Origin of the sequence: Leifsonia poae (assembly GCF_020009625.1) — a bacterium.
GTDB lineage: Bacteria > Actinomycetota > Actinomycetes > Actinomycetales > Microbacteriaceae > Leifsonia > Leifsonia poae_A.
Window position 1 is genome coordinate 2,772,194 of sequence record NZ_JAIHLP010000002.1, and the last position, 22,688, is coordinate 2,794,881.

General features: G+C 67.5%; 25 protein-coding genes, 1 tRNA gene and 2 pseudogenes. 20 read left to right on the plus strand and 8 right to left on the minus strand.

From position 1 onward, the window contains the following. Nucleotides 1-19: 19 nt before the first annotated feature. From K5L49_RS13990 to K5L49_RS14020, 7 genes and pseudogenes are all read left to right on the plus strand, one after another. Nucleotides 20-1,489: a purine-cytosine permease family protein gene (locus tag K5L49_RS13990; protein WP_223693657.1), complete on the plus strand. Its 1,470-nt coding sequence runs from the start codon at nt 20-22 to the stop codon at nt 1,487-1,489. Beyond that, nucleotides 1,486-2,358 carry a nitrilase-related carbon-nitrogen hydrolase gene (locus K5L49_RS13995; RefSeq protein ID WP_223693659.1) on the plus strand — a complete coding sequence of 291 codons (873 nt, stop codon included), beginning with the start codon at nt 1,486-1,488 and terminating at the stop codon, nt 2,356-2,358. The genes K5L49_RS13990 and K5L49_RS13995 overlap by 4 nt, the downstream gene beginning before the upstream one ends. A 19-nt stretch (nt 2,359-2,377) precedes the next feature. Next, a complete protein-coding gene (locus tag K5L49_RS14000) occupies nt 2,378-3,346 on the plus strand; it encodes a carbon-nitrogen hydrolase family protein (protein WP_223693660.1) in 969 nt (322 codons plus the stop codon). Between the two features lie 112 nt (nt 3,347-3,458). Beyond that, nucleotides 3,459-4,975, plus strand: a pseudogene (locus K5L49_RS14005) (SulP family inorganic anion transporter). Nucleotides 4,976-5,000: 25 nt separating this feature from the next. Next, the gene (locus K5L49_RS14010; protein ID WP_223693662.1) at nt 5,001-5,615 is read left to right on the plus strand and encodes a class I SAM-dependent methyltransferase; all 615 of its coding nucleotides are present in this window, start codon (nt 5,001-5,003) and stop codon (nt 5,613-5,615) included. A 220-nt stretch (nt 5,616-5,835) separates the two neighbouring features. Continuing rightward, nucleotides 5,836-6,549 carry a DUF2510 domain-containing protein gene (locus K5L49_RS14015; protein ID WP_223693664.1) on the plus strand — a complete coding sequence of 238 codons (714 nt, stop codon included), beginning with the start codon at nt 5,836-5,838 and terminating at the stop codon, nt 6,547-6,549. Between the two features lie 86 nt (nt 6,550-6,635). Continuing rightward, nucleotides 6,636-6,725, plus strand: a tRNA-Ser gene (locus tag K5L49_RS14020). 360 nt (nt 6,726-7,085) lie between these two features. Here the strand turns inward: K5L49_RS14020 and K5L49_RS14025 are convergent. The 3 genes and pseudogenes from K5L49_RS14025 to K5L49_RS14030 form a co-directional block, all read right to left on the minus strand. Beyond that, on the minus strand, nt 7,086-8,279 hold the full coding sequence (locus K5L49_RS14025) for an Ig-like domain-containing protein (protein ID WP_223693665.1): 1,194 nt from the start codon (nt 8,277-8,279) through the stop codon (nt 7,086-7,088). Between the two features lie 323 nt (nt 8,280-8,602). Then, nucleotides 8,603-8,728: pseudogene (locus K5L49_RS20705) on the minus strand (IS3 family transposase); the annotation flags it as partial. Continuing rightward, entirely contained in the window at nt 8,695-9,183 is a 489-nt protein-coding gene (locus K5L49_RS14030; RefSeq protein WP_223693667.1) for a MarR family winged helix-turn-helix transcriptional regulator, read from the minus strand. The gene K5L49_RS14030 and the pseudogene K5L49_RS20705, both read right to left, overlap by 34 nt. A gap of 108 nt (nt 9,184-9,291) precedes the next feature. On the opposite strand from K5L49_RS14030, the gene K5L49_RS14035 reads away from it, so the two are divergent. Together K5L49_RS14035 and K5L49_RS14040 are read left to right on the plus strand one after the other, a co-directional pair. Continuing rightward, nucleotides 9,292-10,077 carry an SDR family NAD(P)-dependent oxidoreductase gene (locus K5L49_RS14035; protein ID WP_223693669.1) on the plus strand — a complete coding sequence of 262 codons (786 nt, stop codon included), beginning with the start codon at nt 9,292-9,294 and terminating at the stop codon, nt 10,075-10,077. Between the two features lie 90 nt (nt 10,078-10,167). Then, nucleotides 10,168-11,526: an NRAMP family divalent metal transporter gene (locus K5L49_RS14040; RefSeq protein WP_223693671.1), complete on the plus strand. Its 1,359-nt coding sequence runs from the start codon at nt 10,168-10,170 to the stop codon at nt 11,524-11,526. 40 nt (nt 11,527-11,566) lie between these two features. Here K5L49_RS14040 and K5L49_RS14045 read toward each other — a convergent pair whose 3' ends face one another. Continuing rightward, complete coding sequence (locus K5L49_RS14045; protein WP_223693672.1) at nt 11,567-13,075, minus strand: alanine/glycine:cation symporter family protein; 1,509 nt, start codon at nt 13,073-13,075, stop codon at nt 11,567-11,569. Nucleotides 13,076-13,176: 101 nt separating this feature from the next. Between K5L49_RS14045 and K5L49_RS14050 the strand changes: the two genes are divergently transcribed. The 6 genes from K5L49_RS14050 to K5L49_RS20175 all read left to right on the plus strand — a co-directional run bounded on the left by K5L49_RS14050 (nt 13,177) and on the right by K5L49_RS20175 (nt 16,581). Continuing rightward, nucleotides 13,177-14,097, plus strand: coding sequence for a metalloregulator ArsR/SmtB family transcription factor (locus K5L49_RS14050; RefSeq protein WP_223693674.1), 921 nt, complete (start codon nt 13,177-13,179; stop codon nt 14,095-14,097). Then, nucleotides 14,094-14,399 (plus strand): DF family (seleno)protein, encoded by a 306-nt coding sequence (locus K5L49_RS14055; protein ID WP_223693676.1) that lies wholly within the window; start codon nt 14,094-14,096, stop codon nt 14,397-14,399. Before K5L49_RS14050 ends, K5L49_RS14055 begins: the two co-directional genes overlap by 4 nt. A gap of 86 nt (nt 14,400-14,485) precedes the next feature. Then, complete coding sequence (locus K5L49_RS14060) at nt 14,486-14,902, plus strand: arsenate reductase ArsC (RefSeq protein ID WP_223693677.1); 417 nt, start codon at nt 14,486-14,488, stop codon at nt 14,900-14,902. Nucleotides 14,903-14,923: 21 nt separating this feature from the next. Next, on the plus strand, nt 14,924-15,838 hold the full coding sequence (locus K5L49_RS14065; RefSeq protein WP_223693679.1) for a methyltransferase family protein: 915 nt from the start codon (nt 14,924-14,926) through the stop codon (nt 15,836-15,838). Nucleotides 15,839-16,092: 254 nt separating this feature from the next. Next, nucleotides 16,093-16,356, plus strand: a complete 264-nt coding sequence (locus K5L49_RS14070) for a hypothetical protein (RefSeq protein ID WP_223693681.1) — start codon at nt 16,093-16,095, stop codon at nt 16,354-16,356. 90 nt (nt 16,357-16,446) lie between these two features. Next, entirely contained in the window at nt 16,447-16,581 is a 135-nt protein-coding gene (locus K5L49_RS20175; protein WP_263298871.1) for a hypothetical protein, read from the plus strand. 84 nt (nt 16,582-16,665) lie between these two features. On the opposite strand, the gene K5L49_RS14075 is transcribed toward K5L49_RS20175, so the two are convergent. The 3 genes from K5L49_RS14075 to K5L49_RS14085 all read right to left on the minus strand — a co-directional run bounded on the left by K5L49_RS14075 (nt 16,666) and on the right by K5L49_RS14085 (nt 17,799). Continuing rightward, on the minus strand, nt 16,666-17,145 hold the full coding sequence (locus tag K5L49_RS14075; RefSeq protein ID WP_223693682.1) for an SRPBCC family protein: 480 nt from the start codon (nt 17,143-17,145) through the stop codon (nt 16,666-16,668). Next, a complete protein-coding gene (locus K5L49_RS14080) occupies nt 17,135-17,476 on the minus strand; it encodes an ArsR/SmtB family transcription factor (protein ID WP_223693684.1) in 342 nt (113 codons plus the stop codon). Before K5L49_RS14080 ends, K5L49_RS14075 begins: the two co-directional genes overlap by 11 nt. 68 nt (nt 17,477-17,544) lie before the next feature. Beyond that, complete coding sequence (locus K5L49_RS14085) at nt 17,545-17,799, minus strand: hypothetical protein (protein WP_308116552.1); 255 nt, start codon at nt 17,797-17,799, stop codon at nt 17,545-17,547. A 175-nt stretch (nt 17,800-17,974) separates the two neighbouring features. On the opposite strand from K5L49_RS14085, the gene K5L49_RS14090 reads away from it, so the two are divergent. Then, entirely contained in the window at nt 17,975-19,135 is a 1,161-nt protein-coding gene (locus K5L49_RS14090) for an AI-2E family transporter (RefSeq protein ID WP_223693686.1), read from the plus strand. 122 nt (nt 19,136-19,257) lie between these two features. Continuing rightward, a complete protein-coding gene (locus K5L49_RS14095; protein ID WP_223693688.1) occupies nt 19,258-19,641 on the plus strand; it encodes a PLDc N-terminal domain-containing protein in 384 nt (127 codons plus the stop codon). A 21-nt stretch (nt 19,642-19,662) separates the two neighbouring features. Here the strand turns inward: K5L49_RS14095 and K5L49_RS14100 are convergent, their stop codons facing one another. Beyond that, entirely contained in the window at nt 19,663-19,992 is a 330-nt protein-coding gene (locus tag K5L49_RS14100; protein WP_223693690.1) for a YciI family protein, read from the minus strand. A 139-nt stretch (nt 19,993-20,131) separates the two neighbouring features. Between K5L49_RS14100 and K5L49_RS14105 the strand changes: the two genes are divergently transcribed. The 3 genes from K5L49_RS14105 to K5L49_RS14115 are packed head-to-tail and all read left to right on the plus strand — an operon-like array spanning nt 20,132 to nt 22,630. After that, nucleotides 20,132-20,782: a DnaJ family domain-containing protein gene (locus tag K5L49_RS14105; protein ID WP_223693692.1), complete on the plus strand. Its 651-nt coding sequence runs from the start codon at nt 20,132-20,134 to the stop codon at nt 20,780-20,782. A gap of 7 nt (nt 20,783-20,789) precedes the next feature. After that, on the plus strand, nt 20,790-21,656 hold the full coding sequence (locus K5L49_RS14110) for a LysR family transcriptional regulator (protein WP_223693694.1): 867 nt from the start codon (nt 20,790-20,792) through the stop codon (nt 21,654-21,656). After that, nucleotides 21,656-22,630: a formylglycine-generating enzyme family protein gene (locus tag K5L49_RS14115; RefSeq protein WP_223693695.1), complete on the plus strand. Its 975-nt coding sequence runs from the start codon at nt 21,656-21,658 to the stop codon at nt 22,628-22,630. Before K5L49_RS14110 ends, K5L49_RS14115 begins: the two co-directional genes overlap by 1 nt. Nucleotides 22,631-22,688 lie beyond the last annotated feature (58 nt).

Consider the following 22,688-nt stretch of genomic DNA (forward strand, 5'->3'; position numbering starts at 1 on the left):
ACCCCGAGAAAGGACAATGATGTCTATCGCTGAGGAGGCCTCCGATCGGGAGAGCCTGATCGAGCAGCACTCGATCGACTACATTCCGCAAGCAGAACGCCACGGAAAGGTCTGGCACCAGGGTCCGTTCTGGTTCACCGGCAACTTCGTGCTGCCGACCTTGGTGACGGGCTTCGTCGGCCCCGCCATGGGGCTCAACGTCGGGTTCAGCATCCTGGCCATCGTTCTCGGCGCCGGCTTCGGCACCTTCTTCATGGCCTTCCACGCGAACCAGGGCCCGCGCATGGGGCTGCCGCAGATGATCCAGTCGCGCGCGCAGTTCGGCAGCCGCGGCGCGATCGTCCCGTTCGCGGCGACGGTCTTCGTCTACGTCGGGTTCCTCGTCTTCGACACGATCCTCGCCACCCAGGGGCTCCAATTGGTGCTCCCCGGCGGCAAGCTCCTCTGGTATCCGATCCTGATCGCGGTCTCGATCGTGATCGCCGTGGTCGGCCACGATCTGCTGCATTTCGTGCAGCGCTGGCTGACCTACATCCTCGTCGTCGTCTTCGTCATCGTCACCGTGGTCGCGATCGTGCACTTCAGCACGACCGCCGTTCCGCACGGCGCCGCTGCCGCGACGGCCGGTTGGAACCCCACGGCCTTCCTCGTGCAGATCTCGCTCGCCGCCGGCTACAACATCAGCTACGCGGTCTACGTCTCCGACTACACGCGGTACCTCCCGGCGAACGCCTCGGCACCGAAACTGATCACATCCGTCTACGTCGGAGCGGCGTTCTCGGCCATCTGGCTCATGTCTCTGGGCTCGCTGCTCGCCAGCTTCATCCCGAACGCCGACCCGATCACCGCCATCCGCCAGATCGGGGATCTCCTGTTCCCCGGCTTCGGGGTGTTCGCTGTTCTCGTCTCGGTGCTGGCGCTCATCTCGATCATGGGGGTGAACGCCTACGGTGCGATGCTGACCGGCACGAGCGCGGTCGACGGGTTCAAAGCGGTCAGGCCGACGGTGCGACTGCGGGTCGTCGGACTCGTGATCGTCGGCGTCGTCTGCTTGATCCTCGCGCTGGTGATCCCCGACGACTACCTCGCCAGCTTCAACAACTTCGTGCTCCTCATGCTGTACTTCCTGGTGCCGTGGACGGCCGTGAACCTCGTCGACTTCTACTTCGTGCGCCGCGGGAAGTACGCGATCTCGGAGATCCTGAAGCCGAACGGCCTGTACGGGCGGTGGGCTTGGCGTGGCATGGTGGCTTATGTGGTCGGTTTCGTCGCGATGATCCCGTTCTTCTCGACCAGCTTCTATGTCGGCCCGGTCGCGGAGGCGCTCGGCGGCGCGGACTTCTCGTTCGTCGTCGGGCTCGTCGTCTCCGGCGGCCTGTACCTCCTGTTCAGCCGGAACATCGACCTGAGCGCCGAGCTCGAGGCGCGCCGTCTCGGTGCGATCGAACTCGAGGGCACCGCGGTCGAGACGGAGCCGGCCGACCGATGACCTCCCCGACGGTTTCCGTGGCCTGCTGCCAGATCGCTCCTCGGATCGGCGACGTGCCCGGAAACCGTCGGCGGGCCCGGGAAGCGATCGTGGCCGCAGCGGATGCGGGCGCCCGCGTCGTCGTCCTGCCTGAACTGGCGAACACCGGGTACCTGTTCCGCGACGAGGTCGAGCTCCACGCCCTCTCGGAGCCCGCAAACGGGCCGACCATCGCCGAATGGTGCCGGCTGGCGCGCGAACGGCGTCTGGTGATCGTCGCTGGTTTCGCCGAACGCGATCCTGACGAACCCGGCCCCGATGCCGGCGGGGTTCCGGTCTACAACTCTGCCGCGGTCATCGACGAGACGGGCGTGCTGGCGATCTACCGCAAGGCGCACCTGTGGGATCACGAGAAGGTCGTCGGCTTCACGCCGGGGGAGGGCGCCCCACCCGTCGTCGACACCGCCGTCGGGAGGATCGGGGTCATGGTCTGCTACGACCTGGAGTTCCCGGAATGGGTTCGGGAGGTCGCCCTTGCCGGCGCCGAGCTCGTCTGCGCCCCGGTCAACTGGCCGCGGTTTCCGCGCCCGGTCGGCGAGCGCCCCGGCGAGATCGTCCGGGTTCAGGCCGACGCGAGTGTGAACCGGATCTTCCTCGCGGTCGCCGATCGCACCGGGGCAGAGCGGGGCCAGGAGTGGCTCGGCGGGAGCGCCATCGTCGACCCCGACGGCTACCCCCTCGCTCTGGCGGCTCTCGGTGAGCCCGGAATGATCGTGGCGCAGCTCGACCTCGCCGAGGCCCGCCGCAAATCCATCAGCGACAACAATGACGTGCACGCCGACCGCCGGCCCGACCTCTACGGCAGCCTGAGCGGCAAGGGCACACGATGACAAGGAGTGACAGCACACGATGACGCAGACAACGATCGCCATCGTCCAGCATCCGCCGGCCATCCTCGACCTCGCCGGGTCGTTGCGCCGCGCGGTCGAACATGTGCGTTCGGCGGCCGAGTCCGGCGCCGACCTCGTCGTGTTCCCTGAAACCTGGCTGACCTGTTACCCGGCCTGGGTCTTCGGTCTCGCCGGGTGGCGCGACCCCGAAGCTCAGCACTGGTATTCGCGGCTGCTCGCCGAGAGCCCTGTGCTCGACCCGGATGGCGGACTCGACGACGACCTCGCGCCGCTGCGTGAGGCGGTTCGCGAGACCGGCACGACGGTCGTGCTCGGCCTGAACGAACGGATGGCGCGAGCCAGCGGAACCCTCTTCAACTCGCTGATCACCATCGGGCCCGACGGCAGAACGGCCAACCTGCACCGCAAGCTGACCCCGACCCACACCGAGCGGATCGTCTGGGGCGCCGGAGACGGCGCCGGTCTGAGAGTCGTCGACACCCCGGCCGGCCGGGTCGGTGGGCTCGTCTGCTGGGAGCACCTGAACCCGCTCGCCCGGCACGCCCTGCACGCGCAGAACGAGGAGATCCACGTCGCGGTGTGGCCGGATGTGCCCGAATCCCACGAGATCGCCGCCCGGTCGTACGCGTTCGAAGGGCGATGCTTCGTCGTCTCTGCGGGTCAGCTCATCGCGACGAGCGACATCCCGCCCGAACTCCTTGACGCGTTCCGAGCCGGCGTCGGCCCGGATGCGCCGGAACAGGGGTGGCTGTTCGACGGCGGCTCAAGCATCGCCGGTCCGGACGGCTCCTGGATCGTTCCCCCGGTGCGCGGTGAGGCCGGGATCATCCTCGCCACCGTCGACCTCGACGCGCGAGCGGAGCAGTCGGTCGACCTGGACGTCGCGGGGCACTATGCGCGACCGGATGTCTTCACGCTGACGGTCGACCGCCGCCGCCGCAACTCGGGGGTCACGTTCGAGGAGTGACCGCGCCGCCGCGGCCGAACCGGGGTGAGCCGAGCCGATAGGCTTCCGGTGTCGATTCCCGCTGCCGAAAGGACTGCCGCGCGGCCTGCGCGGCCGCCGGCGCATGACTCCGATGCCCCTCGCCCCGTCTGCGCCCCCGTCGACCGAGTTCCGCCTCCCGAACGGTCGAGTGCCGACGTCGGCCGTGCTGCGCCGCCCGCGCCTGCTCGCCACCGAGGTGCTCGCCGGGATCGTCACCACCCTCGCGCTCATCCCCGAGGTGATCTCGTTCTCGATCATCTCGGGGGTCGGGCCGGATGTGGCGCTGATCTCCTCGGTGGTGCTCGCGATCACGATGTCGTTCCTGGGCGGACGCCCGGCGATGGTCACCGCGGCCGCCGGGTCGGTCGCGCTCGTGCTCGCACCGATGGTGCACGCGCACGGCACGGCCTACGTTCTGCCGACCGTGCTGCTCACGGGTCTGATCCAGATCGCGTTCGGGGCGGCGGGGCTGGCGAAGCTCGTGCGGTACATCCCTCGGTCGGTGATGATCGGGTTCGTCAACGCTCTGGGTGTGCTGATCTTCGTCGCGCAGCTGCAGCACGTGGTGGATGTGCCGTGGGCGGTGTATCCGCTGTTCGCTGTGACCGTGCTGATCGTCGTGCTCCTGCCTCGGTTCACGACGGTCGTGCCGGCGCCGCTCGTGGCGATCGTCGTCGTGACCGCAGCGGTGGTGGTGTTCGGGATGGCCGTGCCGACGGTCGGCGACGAAGGCACCGTCAGCGGTGTGCTTCCCGGGATCACCCCTGGACCGTTCCGTTCGACTTGCAGACCCTGCAGATCGTCGCACCGACCGCGTTCGCGGCCGCCCTGGTCGGACTATTGGAGACCCTGCTGACCGCGAAACTTGTCGATGAGCTCACCGACAGTCGGTCGGCGAAGGGCCGAGAGTCGTGGGGTCTCGGCATCGCGAACATCCTTGCCGGGCTGTGGGGCGGTGTCGCCGGATGCGCGATGATCGGGCAGACCGTCGTGAACGTGCAGATCGGGCGGGCACGCACACGGGTCTCGACCCTCGCCGCCGGCCTGTTCCTCCTGCTCCTGGTCGGTGTGCTCTCGCCGGTGATGGCGGCCATCCCGATGGCGGCGCTCGCCGCGGTGATGATGATCGTCGCCCTGCAGACGATCGACTGGCACAGCGTGCGGCCCTCCACCCTGCGCCGGATGCCCGTGCCCGAGACGGTGGTGATGCTTGTCACGGTCGCCGTTGTGGTGGCCACAGGCAACCTCGCCATCGGCGTCGGGGTGGGCGTGCTGCTGGCGCTGGTGTTCTTCGCCCGCCGCATCGCCCACGTCGTGCGGGTGGAGCGGACTCTCGACGAATCGGGTGAGGTGGCCCGCTACCGCGTGCTCGGCCCCCTGTTCTTCGCTTCGAGCAACGACCTCGTCGAGCAGTTCTCGTACGCGGAGGACCCGCCGCGCGTGGTCGTCGATCTCAGCGGCTCGCACGTCTGGGACGCCTCCAGTGTTGCTGCCCTCGACGCCGTGCAGTCGAAGTACGTCAAGCACGGTGCCACTGTCGAACTGACCGGCCTCAACACTCACAGTCGCGCCTTCCATGATCGGCTGACCGGCGAGCTCGGCAGCTGAAGGTTTCGCGTCGTAGGGTGTTCCCGTGCCTGCGAACCTCGACCGGGATGTGCTCGCCTACGGCCGCCGTGCCGTCGGCTACGAGCGCGGTCCGCGCGGCGCACTGCACCGCGAGATTGCGCGCCGCACGGCCTCGATCGCGGCCGGCGCGCTGACCGGCGTGGCCGCCCCGCGCATCCTCGATGTGGGATGCGGCACCGGTTTCCTGGTGCGGCACCTCGCGTTGCTTCTGCCGGAGGCCGCCCTCGTCGGAGTGGATGCGGCGGCCGGCATGGTCGAGGTCGCGGAGCACGATCGCCGGGGGGACCCACGGATGCGGTTCGAGCATGCCACCGCGGAGCAGCTGCCGCACGCCGACGGGGCGTTCGACCTCGTCGTCAGCAGCACATCGTTCAGCCACTGGTCAGACCAAGCCCGGGGCGTGCGCGAGTGCGCCCGCGTGCTCGCTCCCGGCGGGGCACTCGTGCTCGTCGACGTCTTCACGAACCTCGGCCTTCCGCCGGCCGTGTTCGGCCCGGGCGGCAGCGGACGCAGCCTCGACCGCGCATCCCGTCTCATCCGCGAGGCCGGCTTGCGGCCACCGCAGTGGCGTCGGGCCTTCGCGGGCGTCATCCGGGCAGCCGTCTCGGGCCGCCCCTGACCGCCGCCTGGACGCACGCCCGCCTGGACGCGCGCCCGCCTGGACGCGCGCCCGCCTGGACGCGCGCCCGCCTGGACGCGCGCCCGCCTGGACGCGCGCCCGCCTGGACGCACGACCGCCTGGACGCACGCCCGCGCGGGGGCCGGATGCTCGGGGGATCCAAAGGGTCGCGACGATAGCATCGATCCGGATGGTCGTGATGGCGACCCGAGGAGGCGCAATGAGTTACGTGAGCGGCAACGTCCCACCCGGCTGGTACCCCGACCCGAGCGGCACCGGCCGGCAGCGCTGGTGGGACGGCCAGCAGTGGACCACCCACTTCGCGCCCGCCGCGTCGGCGTTTCCCGTGACCCCGGCGCCGCAGCCCGCCGCCGCGCAGCCCACGTATGGTCAGCCCGCGTATGGTCAGCCCGCATCCTACGGACCGGTGGTGCCGCCGCGCCCCCAACTGGCGCCCGGTACCCGCATCTACACGGTCTTCATCTGGCTGGTCGTGGCGCTCCCGTTCGTGACCACGGCGCTGTTGCCGTTCTGGAACCCGTTCGGTGGTCTCGAGATCACTCAGTACGCCGACGGCTACCGCTCGTTCGGCAACCCTTTCGCCCTTCTCGGCCCGATGTATTTCGTCATCCTCGGCGTCTCGTTCCTGGCTTACGGTCTCTCTGTGCTGTTCGCCTGGCTCGACTTCCGCGAACTCGAGAAGGTTGGTGTCGTGCGCCCGTTCCACTGGGCGTGGAGCTTCCTCGGCTCGATCGTCTACGTGATCGGCCGCTCCGTCATCGTGCGCCGTGTTGCCCCCGGCCGCGGCCTCACCCCGATCTGGGTGACCGTCGGCCTCTACGTGCTCTCACTGCTCGTCGGCGTCGTCTGGACTGTGACGCTGCTCAACACTCTCCTCCACCTCGCCTCCACCTTCGGCTCCACCGGGGCGTAGACCACCCCGACCTGCAAGCCCGCTGTCCCCCGGGGGCTCCGACGTCCGTTATGATGGCTGTCGTGCGTCTGCAACCCGGACGCTCAGGAGACGTCGCATAGTTCGGCCGAGTGCACCACCCTGCTAAGGTGGAGTGCCCGTTAAGGGCACCGTGGGTTCAAATCCCACCGTCTCCGCTCTGAAGTGTTCAGTCGCTGAATTGCTCTCGTGTGCAAAAGCTCGTTTGTGTGCTCAGGGGTTCTGCATCCCGGGCCGGGTTGCAGGCATCGGCGCCTAACTCGTCTGCCGAAAGCGTTGCTTTCGACTTCGCGGGTTGGCAGACCGCATTCTGAGGAGACGCCAATACGTTCCCTCCAGGCTTCTTCGCCCCTTGCCGCCCCTGCCGGGCGCTTTTGCCGGAGCGTGGATCGGTGTGATGACGATCAAGGAAGACCCCGTGTTCGACGAGTTCACGTCGCGATGACCGGACAGCGGAAGGACACGCATCCTTCTTGCCGGCACCGCTTGATCGCCTTGTGAAAGCCGAGCCGGGCGGTTTACGCGCGCCGGCGCCGGTAGCCGACTGTGACACCAGCGACGCCGAGCAGGAGCAGCAGGCCTCCCGCGAGCACGGGAAGTGCAACGTCGTTACCGGTGTCGGCGAGCCCGGTGCCTTCGGTGGCCGTCGGGGTGGGGCTCGGGCTCGGTCTGGGGGTCGCCGCGATGGTGAGGGCGATCGGCGTTCCTGTGCTGGAGTTGCCGGCAGTGTCGGTGGCGGTGGGTGTGTAGGTGTGGGCTCCCAGGGCGAGTGGGGTGGTCGGCGTGCACGTCCAGGCGCCGGCGGAGACTCGGCCAGCGCAGATTGTCGCCCCGGTTTCGTCGGTCACAGTCACGGTGGTTCCGTCTTCACCTGTTCCGGTGAAGACGGGTTTCGTGTTCGTGGTGGCGGTGCCATCGCCCGGAGAGGTGATGACCGGGACAGCGGGCGGCCCTGAGACGTTGAAGGAAGCTGTCGTTGCGGGGGAGTCGAGGTCGACCGAGTGCTGGAACGCGGTGATCTGGGCGACGCCATTGGCCAGCGGCGACGGCGGCGTGAACGTCCACGATCCATCCGCGGCGACGAGCGCGGTTCCGATCTCAGCGCCCCCGTACCGAATGTGCACGGTGGCTCCGGAAACACCCGTGCCGGTGATCTGGGGTGTTCTGCCAACTGTGTCGGTCGGGGTCGGCGAAAGGATCGCGGGGGCGGGAACAGGCACGGTGAGGTTCGCGACGAACACCGTGGGCGTGCCCACATTGGTGTACAGCGTCGGGTCGAAGTTCAGGGTCGTCGTCAGGTGGTAAACCGTACCCGGGATCGCGTTGACCGGGATGGCGACGTAGGCGTAGAAGTTCGAGTAGTTGTTGGCACCGCTGACCGCGATCGTGTTGAAGTTCGACTGCGTGTTGCAGATGATCTGCGAGGTCGTCGGGCGTGCGCACGCCCGGTTCGCACTGCCTCCGTTCGTGACGTTGGAGACGGCGTTGGCGGCGAACGCCGCCCCACGGTCGACGTCGAACTCCGGCTGGGTGGCGTTTGCCGGGATGGCCACCGTTCCTGTGTTCTGCACCGCGAGCTGCATTCGCACCTGCTGACCCGGCGACACATCCTGATCGCCGAACTGCGGGCCGGTCGGGGTCATATTGGTGGCACTGATCGTGACTGGCGCCGCGAACGCCGGGTTCGCCGCGCCCGCCCACATGGACAGCATCCCGAGGGCCGAAACGATCGCGATTGCCCAACGGCGGCCGACGCTTCTATTCCATCCGGATCTCGTGGGCTCCGCAGTCATAGCCCACAGCATAGGCATCCGCAGCCTTCGAGCCCAGAAAAATGACCCGATTGGGTGGGATCGCCGTCACCGCAATCGGGGCGCCTCCTGGCGGACGCCAGATCGTCGTCGGCAGGGTCCGTCGCTGCCGAGCCGAATGTCCTGGACGAGACACGCCCTAGGTGACATCGTGACGTGCCCCACGTTCTTGGTTCCAGTCGTGGTGACCAACTCGCGGTAAGGACGTTGTCGTCTTCGAGGGTCTCGTCTTCGATCGGAGTGCGGTAGCCGAGCGCGGAATGTCGGCGCTGCCGGTTGTGGAAGTGCTCGATGTATTCGAAGTGGGTCTGCTTCGCTAGACCGGGGGTCGCCATCCGCCTTGTGAGCGGATCGCGGTTGTGATGCGGCGGGAGATGTCGGTCAGTTCTCGTGTCTGCGTTCGTGTCAGGGAGTCGAATACGAGCCCACGTACGAGCTGAACGTGGCCCGGCGTTGCATTCCGGACAGTTTCGCGACCCTCGTTGGTCAACGTGGCCAGGGTGATTCGACCATCCGACGGGTCAACCGTGCGGTGCACCCACTCTTCGCGCTCCAGGCGGTCGACGGCGCGAGAAAGGCGCGAGAGCGTGCTGTTGGCGAAGCCCGCCAGATCGCTCATCCGCAGGGTTCCGTTCTCTGCGTGGGAGAGCGCGAACAGGACTCCGAAATCGAAGTGGGCGATGCCGGAATCCCGCTTCAATTGCGTATCCAGCGCGACCGGCAACCACTCCAGAAGTGTCGCAAGAGCCGACCAGGTCTCGAGCTCGTCGCGGTCGAAGCTCTCCGAAGACTCTGATGCGACCATATGCTCAGCGTAATCGACCAATTTGCTTGGGAAAGTGAAAACTCCTAGCCTTGACTTGCTCAGGAAAGTAATTATCGCTGCCGACGGCAGTCAGGAAGAGGACAAGACATGGATCTCGAACTCGGAGGCAAGAAGGTGTTCGTCAGCGGCTCGACCCGGGGGATCGGCTACGCGGTGGCGGAGATGCTCGCGCACGAGGGAGCATCGGTCGTGATCAACGGCCGCACCGAACCGCGAGTCGCTGACGCCGTCGAACGACTCCGCGAGACGGTGCCGGGCGCGCCGGTCTCTGGGATGGCCGCCGACTTCGCTGATCCGGTTCAGGTGGAGTCGCTGCTCGACGGGCTCGGGGAGGTCGATGTGCTCGTGAACAATGTCGGTGTCTTCGACGTCGCCGGCTTCGGCGAACTCCAGGACGCCGACTGGCTGAGGTACTTCGAGATCAATGTGATGAGTGGGGTCCGGCTCGCGCGCGCCCTAGTGGGGCCGATGCTGAAGAAGGGATGGGGGAGGATCATCTTCGTCGGAACCGAGCCGGCGGTCGATGTGCCCGGCGACATGATCCACTACGGTGCCACCAAAGCGGCCGGGCTCGCACTCGGAAACGGCCTGGCCAAACTCACGCGGGGCACCGGCGTGACGGTGAACACCGTACTCGGCGGACCGACCTATTCTGACGGCGTCGCCGACGCTATCGAGCAGATCGCTTCTGCCCACCCGATGACGATCGACGAGCTCAGATCGTCACTGGTTCGCCCGTCATCGCTCGTCCAGCGGTTCCTCGAGCCGAAAGAGATCGCCAACCTCGTGGCCTATTTGGCCAGTCCGCTCTCTGCGGCGACCAACGGCGCGGCCGTCCGCGCGGATGGCGGTGTTCTTCCCACCCTTCTCTGAGAGAAGATGCAGCCGAACGCTCGTCTTCGTGCGGATTCGTGCGTATCAGCGCGGGGGCAACCGCAGGTGGTGTGGTTACACTGACCGCGGATGGTTGGCCAACCAAGCGATGCGGTGGATGGCGCCGATGCTTCAGAGGAGCACGAGGGCGGCGCTTCTCCGGCGAGGCCGCGTCGACGGCTCGGACGTCTGCTGAAGATTCTCGGACCTGGCCTCGTCACCGGAGCTGCCGACGACGACCCCTCCGGAATCGCCACATATTCGCAGGCCGGCGCCCAGTTCGGGTTCGCCACCCTGTGGACGATGCTTCTCACGTTCCCGCTCATGGTGGCGGTTCAGGACGCCTGCATGAGAATCGGCGCTGTCACCGGCAAAGGTCTTGCAGCGATCGTGCGCGACCACTATTCCAAGTGGGTGCTCTACCCGGTCGTGGGGTTGCTGGTCACGGCGAACACCTTCAACATCGGGTCGGACATCGGGGCGATGGCGTCGAGTACGCACCTTCTGATGCCGGGTGTTCCCGTGGCGGCGATCGCCATCGTCTTCGTTGTGGTGATCGTCGTGCTGGAGGTGTTCGTCTCCTACAAGGTGTACATCCGCATCCTGAAGTGGTTGGCGCTCGCTCTCTTCGCCTACGTGTTCACCGCGTTCCTCGTCAACGTCCCGTGGGGGAAGGTGATCGCCGCAACAGTGATCCCTCAGTTCCAGCTCAATCAGAGCTTCCTCTACATCGTCGTCGCGATCTTCGGCACGACCATCTCCCCATACCTGTTCTTCTGGCAGACCAGCAACACGGTGGAAGACGAGATCGCAGAAGATCGCACGGATGCGGCCGGCGGCGCCCCGCGGATCAGCAGACGCTACCTGCGGCGGCTCAGAGTGGACACGACCATCGGAATGTTCTTCTCCAATATGGTGGCCTGGTTCATCATCGTCGTCGGTGCCGTCGTGCTCAACGCGGCAGGGGTCACCAATATCTCCACCGCCGCAGACGCGGCCAAAGCACTCCAGCCGCTGGTCAACAGCTTTCCGAACTCCGGTTACATCGCCCAGCTCATCTTCGCCGTCGGCGTCATCGGTATCGGGCTGATGAGCATCCCCGTCCTCGCCGGCTCCAGCGCGTACGCGGTCACGGAGACGTTCAACTGGCGGGAGGGTCTCTCGCGCCGGTTCATGAAGGCCCGAGCGTTCTATGCCGTCATCATCGCGGGAACGCTCATCGGCCTGCTGTTGAACTTCGTCGGTCTCGATCCTGTGCAAGCGCTCGTGCTCACCGCCGTCATCAACGGCATCGTCGCCGTTCCTCTCATCTTCTTCATCATCCGACTTTCAGGCCGGCGCGACCTCATGGGCGCGAACATCAGCGGGCCTTGGTCGCGCATCGGACTCTGGGCGGCCTTCATCGTCATGGCCGCCGCCGCCATCGCGCTCCTCACCACCTTCTTCTGAGGCGACCCCGGCGGAGGCATGTGCGCCTGCCGTGGTGGTGTCAGGGGCCTGTGCGCTCCGTCGAGGGTGCTCCCTTGTCGGCCGATCGCCGTTCCGCAGTGGGGGTGGGGATCGGTCCGGTGACGGAGAGTTCGTCTTCCCAGCATTCGACGTCGACGGTCTGCGGCAGGCGTGATCGGGTGAAGACCGGGTCGCGTCCCTCTCGCAGCTGCGCGCGGTAATCCTTGAGGAGGGCGAACGCGACGCCGGAGAGCAGCGCGATCGCGACCAGGTTGGTGAGCGCCATCAGGCCCATCACTCCGTCGGCGGTGTCCCAGACGATCCCCGCCGACAGCACCGCACCCCCGAAAACGGCGGCGACGGCGAGGATGCGGTAACCGATGCGAACGGCAGGTCGTGTGCTGATGAACTCGACGTTCGCTTCGCCGTAGTAGTAGTTGCCGAGGATCGAGCTGAACGCGAGCAGGAAGATGATCACGGTGAGCAGCCACCCGCTCCACGCGCCCAGCGTGCCCGTCACAGCTCCGAAGGTGAGCCCGATGCCCTTTTCGGCACCGACCAGGTCGGGTTGGCTGACCAGGATGATGACCGCCGTGATCGTGCAGATGAGGAACGTGTCGAAGTACACACCGAGGGTCTGCACGAGGCCCTGCTTGACCGGATGCGTGACCGCGGCCGACGAGCCCGCGTTCGGGGCCGAGCCGAGGCCGGCTTCGTTGGAGAACATTCCGCGTTTCACGCCGGTGAGGATGATCGTGCCGATGGCACCGCCGGCGACGGACTGGAACCCGACGGCACCCGAGAAGATCTCACCGATCACCCGCGGGAGTTCGGTGATGTGCAGTGCCACGATGACGAGTCCGAGCAGCACGTAGAGCACAGCCATCAGCGGCACCACCGCCTGCGTAACAGATGCGATGCGGCGCATCCCGCCGAAGACCACGAGCGCGGTGAGCAGGGCGAGGATCGCGCCGACCACCCAGCCGAGCCACGGTGCCGCCCCGGAGCCGATCGAGCTGGCGAGTGTCGCGCTGATCGTGTTGGCCTGCAGCGAGCTGAAGGCGAAGGGGAAGCAGACGATCAGCAGCACGGCGAACAGAACTCCGGCCCAGGGTGCTTTGAGCCCCTGCCGGATGTAGTACGCGGGGCCCCCTCGGAACCCGTCGGCGTCGCGCACCTTGTAGGCCTGCCCCAGCGTCGACTCCACGAAGCTGGATGCCCCGCCGATGAACGCCATCAGCCACATCCAGAAGATGGCTCCCGGGCCGCCGATCGCCAGCGCGGTGCCGACCCCGGCGATGTTGCCGACACCGACGCGCGAAGCCGCGGACACGGTGAACGCTTGGAAGGCCGAGATCGACTGCCGGGTGCCGTCGGCGCGCAGCGGCGTCTTGTCGGTCAGGGTCTTCAGCATCGCCGGGAACATGCGGAACTGCACGACACCCGTGCGCACCGTGAAGTAGAGGCCGAGGAGCACCACCACCGGGAGGACGATCCACGACCAGAGCGAATCCGACGCCGACGTCACGAACCCCTCGATCGCACCCATGGGGTCAGAGTATCGTCAGCGGGCGAGCGACGTACAGACCCCAGGCGTAGACGATCAAGCCGGCCGGCAAGAGGCGCCCATGCCCGCATAGACTGGCGTCTATGAGTGGGGTCCCACCGGTGAACGAGGCGCTACGCGGCCTGAAGCGGATCAGCGATCCGACGCGGGCACGCATCCTGTCCCTCATCCTCGACAGCGGCGATGGACGTGCATCTGTCACCCGACTGGCTGAGACGCTCGGGTTGCGCCAACCCACCGTGTCTCACCATGTGAAGGTGCTGCTCGACGAGGGGCTGCTGCGGCGACGGCCCGAGGGCCGACAGGTCTGGTATTCGCTCCAACCCGACCAGATCGACCGCGTCTCCGAACTCGTCCGGGAACCCGCATCCCCGCCGGTCGGTGACGTGCTCGACCGTATCGGTCGCGACCTCGCCGCCCGTTACGCCGGAACGTTCGCACCTCAGACGGTCGACCGGTATGTGCGGGAGTGCCACGAGCTGCTGGCGGGCGGCTCCGGCATCACCCGGCATCTCTCGTCGCTGACCTCGCGGTTCGCCGTCGAACGCTTGGATGCTCTCGCGAGCGCGAGCGCGAGCGCGCACGGCGAGGCGTCGGCGACACCGCTCGTTCTGTTCGTCTGCGTTCAGAACGCGGGTCGGTCGCAGCTCGCGGCGGCGATCCTCAAACAGCTCGCCGGCGACCGGGTGCGCGTGCGCACGGCCGGGTCGGCGCCGGCGGATGCGGTGCGCTCTACTGTGGTCACCGCGCTCGACGAGATCGGCGTTCCGCTCGGCGGCGAGTTCCCGAAGCCGCTGGCCGACGAGGTCGTGCGGGCGGCGGATGTGGTGGTGACGATGGGATGCGGCGACGCCTGCCCGATCTACCCGGGCCGCCGCTACCTCGACTGGGAGCTCGACGACCCTGCCGGCCTTCCTCTCTCCCGGGTGCGGGAGATCCGCGACGACATCGAGGCGAGGGTTCGCGGGCTGATCGCGGAAGAACTGGCTGAGGTCTCATCATGAAGGTGCAACTTCTGCACATACCCGACTGCCCGAGCTGGCCGGGAGCCGAGCAGCGGCTGCGCGCCGTGCTGGAGCGGCTGGGCGTCCCAGAACCCGTCGAGGTCGTCGAGATCGCCACGGGCGAGGCGGCCGCCGCGTCGAATTTCGGCGGTTCACCGACGATCCTGCTCGACGGCCGCGACCCGTTCCCTGGCACGCGGAGTGCCGAGCTCGCCTGCCGGGTGTACGCGGTCGAGGGGCGGATGGCCCCGATGCCCTCCGAGGAGCAGATCGAGGGTGCGGTGCGGGCGGCCGCGGAATGAACACCGGCTTCACGCTCTGAACTGGCCTTCTCAAAGCATAGATGTTCATCTATGCTTTTGGTACCCCTGTGAACGTGAGGAGCACCGTGTCTGAGAAACCCACTGTCCTGTTCGTCTGCGTCCATAACGCGGGCCGGTCGCAGATGGCCGCCGGCTACCTGGCGGCCCTTTCCAGGGGCGCCGTCGACGTGTTCTCCGCCGGTTCCGAGCCGAAAGAGCGGATCAATCCGGTCGCGATTCAGGTCATGGCCGAAGACGGCGTCGACATCGCCGGCCGGGTGCCGAAGATCCTCACCACGGACGCGGTGAAGGGGTCGGATGTGGTGATCACGATGGGATGCGGCGACACCTGCCCGATCTTCCCGGGCAAGCATTACGAAGACTGGGAGCTCACCGACCCGGCCGGTCTCTCTGTCGATGAGGTGCGCCCCATCCGCGACGACATCAAGCAGCGGGTGCAGAACCTGCTCGCCGAGCTCCTCCCCGACACGGTGGACGGCTGACCGCGGCAATAGTCTGTGGACATGCACTGGGGTCGGGTCTACTTCGCTGTTCAGGCGGTGGCGGGGGTCGCGTGGTGGATCGCGGTCTTCGCCTGGGTCCCCGTGCGGGAGGCGACGCTCGGCGGCCTGGACCCGGTCGTGGTCGCGGCGTTCGACGTGCCGTTGTTCGTGGTCGGTTCCGCTGTCGCGGCGGCCGGGGTGAGAGCGTCAGCGCTGGTCGCAACCGGCTGGACCTGCCTCGTCGCGGTCGCTCTGGCCGGCTATGCCACGATCACGGGTGAGGCCGGCTGGGGCGTGCTCCTCATGGCGGCCGCCGCAGCGGGTTCGGTGGCCGCTCTCTGCCTCGTGCTGTGGGGGCGGGTGCCCACCGAATGGATCCTCCGCGGTCCGTTCGCGTTCCGCCCGGCCGCCGCGCGGCAGGCGACCGCCCGCCATGTGGCAACGACGTTCGGGCAGATCGTCGTCTTCTGGGGCCTCTTCCTCGGGGTGATCCCGCTCGCCCTCGCGGCACTCGAACAGCGCTGGGCCGTCGCGATCGGCTTCCCACCGTTCGCGCTCGCCGTCGGGGTCGCCGTGCTCGCGCTCGCCAGCATCCTCGGAATCGGCTCCGCGGTCGCGATGTCGACCCGGGGAAGGGGAACACCCTTGCCGTCTGCGATGCCGAACCTTCTCGTGATCGCCGGACCGTACCGCTGGCTCCGCAACCCGATGGCTGTCGCGGGCATCGCCCAGGGCGTGGCCGTCGGTCTGCTGCTCGGGTCGTGGCTTGTCATCGTCTATGCGCTCGCCGGTTCGCTGCTCTGGAACTACGCCATCCGGCCGGCGGAGGAGGCCGACCTCGAGCGCCGGTTCGGCGACGAGTTCCGACGGTACCGCTCGGAGGTGGGCTGCTGGATCCCCCGCGTGCCCAAGGCGCGGCGGTCTGCGCTCGGGTGACGCCCGACACCGGAGCGGGCCTGGAAACGGCTGTCGGAATGTTCTCACAGGTTCCCGGGTTACACTGTTTGCAGAACACTTCGTTCCGGTTGGCTCGATGATCGTCTGATCCGTCGCCCCGAATGGATTCCGTTCCCCTCGCGGACACCCTGTCCGCCACCGCCTCGCACGGCATTCCGAACTCCGGTTGTCGGTGCGTGACACGCGTCGTCGCGTGTTGTGCGGAACCACCCTTAGCTTGAAAGAAGTACCCCATGACAATGACAACAACACTCGGTATCGGATTCGACTCCGTTCCGCCGATCGCCGAAGCGCACACCGCCGCCGAACTCGACGCGCTGCCCGCGGGCAGCCGCATCCTCGCCCCCTACCCCGACCAGCCCGGTCGCGGCGACATCCTCGTGCGCCACAACGACGGCCTGTGGCATCGGGACGTGTTCGCCCCGATCAGCTCGGATGCGCTCACCGCGTTCCCCGTGCGCATCCTCGATGTCGACGCTTCCGCACGTGCGCATTGACTGCGAATCCGCGAGAAGAGTAGGTCGTCGGCCGCCGATCGCATAGCGTTCGACGTACCGAGCCACCGTGGCTCCGTTGGAGGAATCACCATGGCCGAGAAATCCGCACGCAAGTCGACCGCTAAACCTGCCGCGCGCTCCCTCAAGGAGAAGCGCGCCGACAAGAAGGCGAAAGGCGACCGTCAGGATCACAGCGACGTCGTCTCGAACGTCAAGAAGCGCTAGCGGTCGCACCGCGAAACACCGAACGGCCGGAACGCTCAGCGTTCCGGCCGTTCGGTCGTTCTGCTCCGCTGTTCCCCATCCCGTTTAGAGGATGACAGCCATTTTGTCGAGGGATTGGTGCATCCCGGCGTAGGAGAAGACCGACATGAGACTGCGAGTCCACCCCTTCTCGGTGATCGTGAGTTCGGTGAGGCCGCCCACATCCCTGAACTCGACAGTGGTCTCGATGTTCTGGCTGAAGCCCTCCGGCAGGCTCTCCCCCGGCAGAGGTGCGCCCGTCTCGTCGGTGAGATTCTGCGTGAACTCGAGCCGTTGGAGGGGGACGATGCTGCGGTAGGTTCCGCCGGTGAAACTCTCCTGCCCGCCCTGCTCGTCGGGGGCGCGCATGCTGAAAAGGTAGCTGCCGCCTTTGCGCAGGTCGACTCGGGCCGACGGTGAGGTGTAGTCCTCGGGGCCCCACCACGCCGTGATCGCGGCAGGGTCGGTCCAGAGCCGCCAGACGGTCTCGACCGGGGCGTTGAGGATGCGGGTGATCACGACATCCCTCGTGTCGCTAGCGGGCATGGCTTTCTCCTTCGGTGAGGTGTTCGATGTACGTTTCCATGGCGTCGAGGCGGGAGTTCCACTGGCGTGTGCGGCCGGCGAGCCACTGCTCGGCGGCGACGATGGTGGCGGGGTCGAGCCGGTAGATGCGCTGCTGCGCACGTTTCTGCACCAGCACCAGCCCGGCCTCGCGCAGCACCTTGAGGTGCTGCGAGACGGCCGAGGCGCTGCTCGTGAACACGCGGCCGATGTCGCCGGCCGAGAGCTCGCCGCGCTGCGCCAGCAGGTCGACGATGCTCAGCCGCGTCGGATCCGCGAGTGCGGCGAAGACGACGACCTGATCCGTGGACATGGCTCAACGTTACAGTGAGGACTTAATTAAGTCAATCATGAATTAGTGCCTGATGATGCTGCACATGACTACCCAGCGCCCCCAAGGCCCGCAGCGCCCGCGGCACAGCCGGTGAGGATGCGCTGGAGCGCGTCGTGCTCGGCGGCGGTGACCCACAGACCGTAGGCGGCCTTGACCGTCACCTGACGGGCCGCGTACTCGCAGCGGTAAGCCTTGTTCGGGGGAAGCCAGGTGGCGGCGTCGCCGGCGCCGGCGTCGCTGAGTGCGTGGCGGCGTCGATGCCGTCGGCGGCGAGGAGCGCGACGACGACAGCCCCCGGCCACGCGGGGAGGCGCCGTCGTGCGGGGCGTTTCGGGTGCCGGGCTGAGGGCGCACTCATCGAAGGTCTTTCCGTCGGGGATGGTTCGACGATATCGGCACGGTCCGACGTCGAACCGAGTTCCCCGGCGGCGGGCGGCGGACCACTAAAGTGGGCAGCATCGAGCGCCGGGAGGCGAAATGAAACGTCAGCTGAGACGCGAACCCCGCACGGAGCCGGCGAAACCCGAACCGAACCCGGCGCCGGCGACCGCCGGCGCACCGGCGACCGTCGCCGCGCCGCAGGTCGAGACCGGCGGCACCTCCACCCGCAGCCCGTTGCGCTGGGGGTACGCGGTGACCTTGGGTGCAGTCGGGGCGATCATCACCGGCCTCGCGCTCTACGGCCTGCGCTCGATCATCTTCTCGGTGTTCCTCGCCCTGTTCATCACTGTTGGGCTCGACCCCCTCATCCGCTGGTTCCAGCGTCGGCACATGTCGCGGGCGTGGGCTCTCGTCACGGTCATCCTGCTCGTCATCGCAGTGCTGATCACGATCATCTGGGTGGTGCTGCCGCTGGTGATCCAGCAGATCCAGTTCCTCGCGACCACGATCCCGAAGGAGGTCGCGAACCTCAAAGAGCAGGGCTGGTTCGACCCGGCCAACGCGTCGAGCAATGGCGTGATCGGCGCGTTCGTCAACTGGGTCGCCGAACAGGCGAAAGATCCGGCGGTGCTGGCGGCGTTCGGCTCCGGTGTGGTCGGGTTCGGGCTGTCGCTGGTCAACGGCCTCGCCTCCGGCTTCTTCATCGCCATTCTGGCGATCTACTTCATCGCGACCTACGACGCCACAAAACAGGCGGGCTACAAGCTGGTTTCCGCCTCGCGTCGCCCGGCGTTCATCAGCTACACCGAGCGCATCCTGCAGAACTTCGGCAAGTACCTCAGCGGGATGGTCGTCCTCGCGTTCTGCAACGCCGTCTTCAGCGTGATCCTGTTGGTGCTCACGGGCGTGCCCGGTGCGTTCCTCATCGGGCTTCTGGCCTTCTTCATCACGCTCATCCCGCTCATCGGAACCATTCTCACGACCGCGGTGATGACGGTGCTCGCCTTCATCCATTCGCCCGTCTCGGGGCTCTTCGTGCTGATCTTCATGCTCATCTACATGCAGGTGGAGGCATACATCCTCACGCCGAAAGTGATGGGGAAGGCGGTGCAGGTTCCCGGGTCGGTGGTGCTGATCTCGGCGCTCGCGGGGTCGACCCTGTTCGGGCTTCCGGGGGCCCTCGTGGCGATCCCGATCTCGGCGGGGATCATCCTGATCATCAAAGAGATCGTGATGCCCCGCAAGGAGCGCGCCTGACCCCAGCGTGAACATTTGTGCCGAATGTCGACTCTGAGGCGAGGTTTCGCGTCATGTGGCGCAAAAGACTGCCGCGCGGGAAGGGCTGGAGACGCGTCATAGCAATCCCATAGAATCACCGCATGCTCGTCATTCTGCCGTTTCTGACGTTCGCGCTGTTCCTGGGGGCACTGATCGACATCATCCTGCGCCGGGACGACCGAGTGCGGCACCTGCCCAAGTTCGTCTGGATCCTCATCGTGATCCTGCTCCCGCTGATCGGGAGCGTGCTGTGGTTCGCGATCGGGCGCGAATACAACTCGGCCGGCCCGAGTGTGCTCTCCATGCCGCGGGCGGCCCGCGGCGGCGCGCGCATCCCGTCACCGCCGGTCGAGCCGCAGCGGCAGGCGCCCTCGACGGAGGAGCAGCTGGCCGCGCTGGAACGGGAGATCGCGTTCTACGAGAACCGCGACCGCGTCAAAGAGCTCGAAGCCGAGATCGAGCGCCGGCGCAAAGCGGCGGAGTGACCCCCGCCGCCGCGCCCGGGCTCACTCCCAGACCATGAACGGGCGCAGTTCGAGCTGACCGTTGCGGGCCATCGGATGCCGCGAGGCGATCTCGATGGCCTCCTCCAGGTTCTCGCACTCCAGAATGTCGAAGCCGCAGATCCACTCCTTGGTCTCGGCGAACGGCCCGTCGGTCACGAGCCGCTTCCCGTCGCGCACGCGCACGATCGTCGACTGCGCGGGCGGTTGCAGCACTTCGCCGATGATCCGCTTGCCGGCGGAATCGTTCTCGTTCACCCAGATGTCGACGTCGGAATCGTCGGGGGTGGTGTCGGGTGCCGAGTCGCTCACGACGAACATCATGTACTTCATGGTTCTTCCTCTCGATCAAGAACTGTCCATGGTGTCGTCGAACGGCATCCGGCGATGTCGACATTCTCGCGAGAAATCGTGGGGACGGCCACCGCCGGCACGCCTGGACGGGCGTCGCGCGAGAATTTAGGCTGGAATCGTGGCGGACGGAACGGGGCGGAGCGACTCGAAGGTCAACGCAGCCCGCTATCGCGTCGACCGGCTTGCGAACGAGACCGAAGCGGCCGGGGAGGCACCCGAGTCCGCCGACGCATCCGCCGGCGCATCCGCCGACGAGGGCAGCGGTGCGGCCGGCCGGTCGACAGTGGAGGCCCGGGCGCAGTTCGTCGAGACCTCGATCCAGCAGGCGATCCGGCGCGGCGAGTTCGACAACCTGCCGGGCGCGGGAAAACCGCTGACGAACCTGCAGCAGACATACGACCCCGATTGGTGGATCCGCCAGAAGATCGAACGCGAACGACTGACCGGTCTCGGCCCGCCGGCGCTCACCCTGCGCACCGAGAACGCCGGACTGGATGCGCGCATCGCGGCGACGACGACGGAGCACGCCGTGCGGGTGCTGCTCGAGGAGTTCAACGCGCGGGTCGTGGAGGCGCGACGACAGCTGCAGGGAGGCCCACCCGTCGTCACCCCCACCCGCGATGTCGACGAGGAACTCGCCCGCTGGCGCGAGACCCGGCTGGCCCGGCAGCGCGAACGGGAGGCGGAGCGCGAACGCGACGAGGCGGAGCGTGCGGCGCTCACCCGGCGGGAGCGGCGGCGGCGCGCACGCCGTGCCGGTAGGACATGATGTGGGAATGAGGATCGACGAGATCGCGTACTTCCGCGAGCTGGCCGCGGATGGGCAGATCACCCACACCGCGGAGGCTCTGGACATCTCGCCGGCGATGCTGTCCAAATCGCTGGGGCGTCTCGAAGCCGAGGTCGGCGTGCAGCTCTTCGACCGCCACAAGAACCGGCTCGAATTGAACGGCTTCGGGGAGATCCTTCTCGCCCACGTCGTGCGCGCCCTCACCGAATTGGACACGGCCCAGGCCCGGATCGACGCGCTGCGCGACCCGACCGCCGGGGTGGTGTCGATCGCGTACGTGTCGTCGTTCGGCAGCTGGCTCATCCCACGAATCGTCAGCGACTACCGTCAGATCTTCCCGCAGATCCGGTTCGCGTTCGACGGCGGAACGGCCGATGCCGTGCTGGACGCGCTGCGCTCCGGCTCGGTCGACCTGGCGTTCCTCAGCCCCGAACCCCACGAGCGTGACATCGACTGGCGCCCGCTCACCTCGGAACGGCTGGCGCTCGGGGTGCCGGCCGAGCATCCCCTCGCCGGCCGCGCTCAGCTGACCGCGCTCGAGGTGGAAGACGAGACGTTCGTCGCGATGACGCGCGACTCGGGCCTGCGCCAGATCGCCGACGCCTACTTCTCGACGCGCGGTGTCGTGCCGCGGGTGGTCATGGAGGTCACCGAGCTGGCGACGCTTCGCGGCCTGGTGCGTGCGGGTGTCGGCGTCGCGCTGCTCCCCGACTCGGCCGGGGGCGAAGGGATGGCCTTGGTGCCATTGAAGGACGAGCCTGTGCGCACGATCGGCCTGGCCACCAACCGCGCACGCAGCCAGTCGGCCGCCGCAGCACAGTTCGCACGATTCGTTCAGGAGGAGTGGTCGTGATGGCGGAATCGACGATGGTCCGCATTCCGGGAGGAACGTTCTCGATGGGCTCGACGGCGTTCTACCCGGAGGAGGGGCCGGTGCACGCAGTGTCGGTGGCGCCGTTCGAGCTGGACGCGCATCCGGTGACCAACGACGAGTTCGCGTGTTTCGTCGCCGACACCGGTTATCTGACGGTGGCCGAGCGTGAGCTCGATCCGGCCGACTTCCCCGGTGCTGCGGCGGACGACCTGGTTCCGGGCGGGCTGGTGTTCGCCGCGACGGCGGGGCCGGTCGACCTGGGGGATTGGCGGCAGTGGTGGCGGTGGGGTGCGGGTGCGAACTGGCGGCACCCGTTCGGCCCCGACTCGACGCTCACGGGCAAGGGCGCGCATCCGGTGGTGCAGGTGTCATTCGAGGACGCGAGCAGCTACGCGGTCTGGGCCGGAAAACGGCTGCCCACCGAGGCGGAGTGGGAGTATGCCGCCCGGGGCGGGGGCGACGACACGCTGCCATACGCGTGGGGTGCCGAACCGCGCCGCGACGGACAGCTGATGGCGAACACCTGGCAGGGCCGGTTCCCCTACCTGAACACGGGGGCGGACAGCTGGGTGGGAACCTCCCCTGTCGGGAGCTTCGCGCTGAACGGGTTCGGACTCTCCGACATGATCGGGAATGTGTGGGAGTGGACCTCGACCTACTACGCTCAGCGGCACGTCGTCGACGGCGTCGGCGTGCCCACGCCCGCCGGCAGCGTCGACCTGCTCGGGTCGGGACAACCCGCGAGCGGCGAGGCCTGCGGATGCGGGTGCAGCCCCGACGCCGACGCCCGAGGGGCGAGCGCGGAGCCGGGGTCGAGCATCCCCCGCCGTGCGCTCAAAGGCGGTTCGCACCTTTGTGCGCCGGAGTACTGCCTGCGCTACCGGCCGGCGGCCCGCTCGCCGCAGGCGGAGGACACGGCCACCACCCACATCGGTTTCCGCTGCGCGCGGTGACACTCGGCGTCGCCAACGCGGGGTGACGCGCGGTTGTGCGATGTTGTGTTGCGCTTCG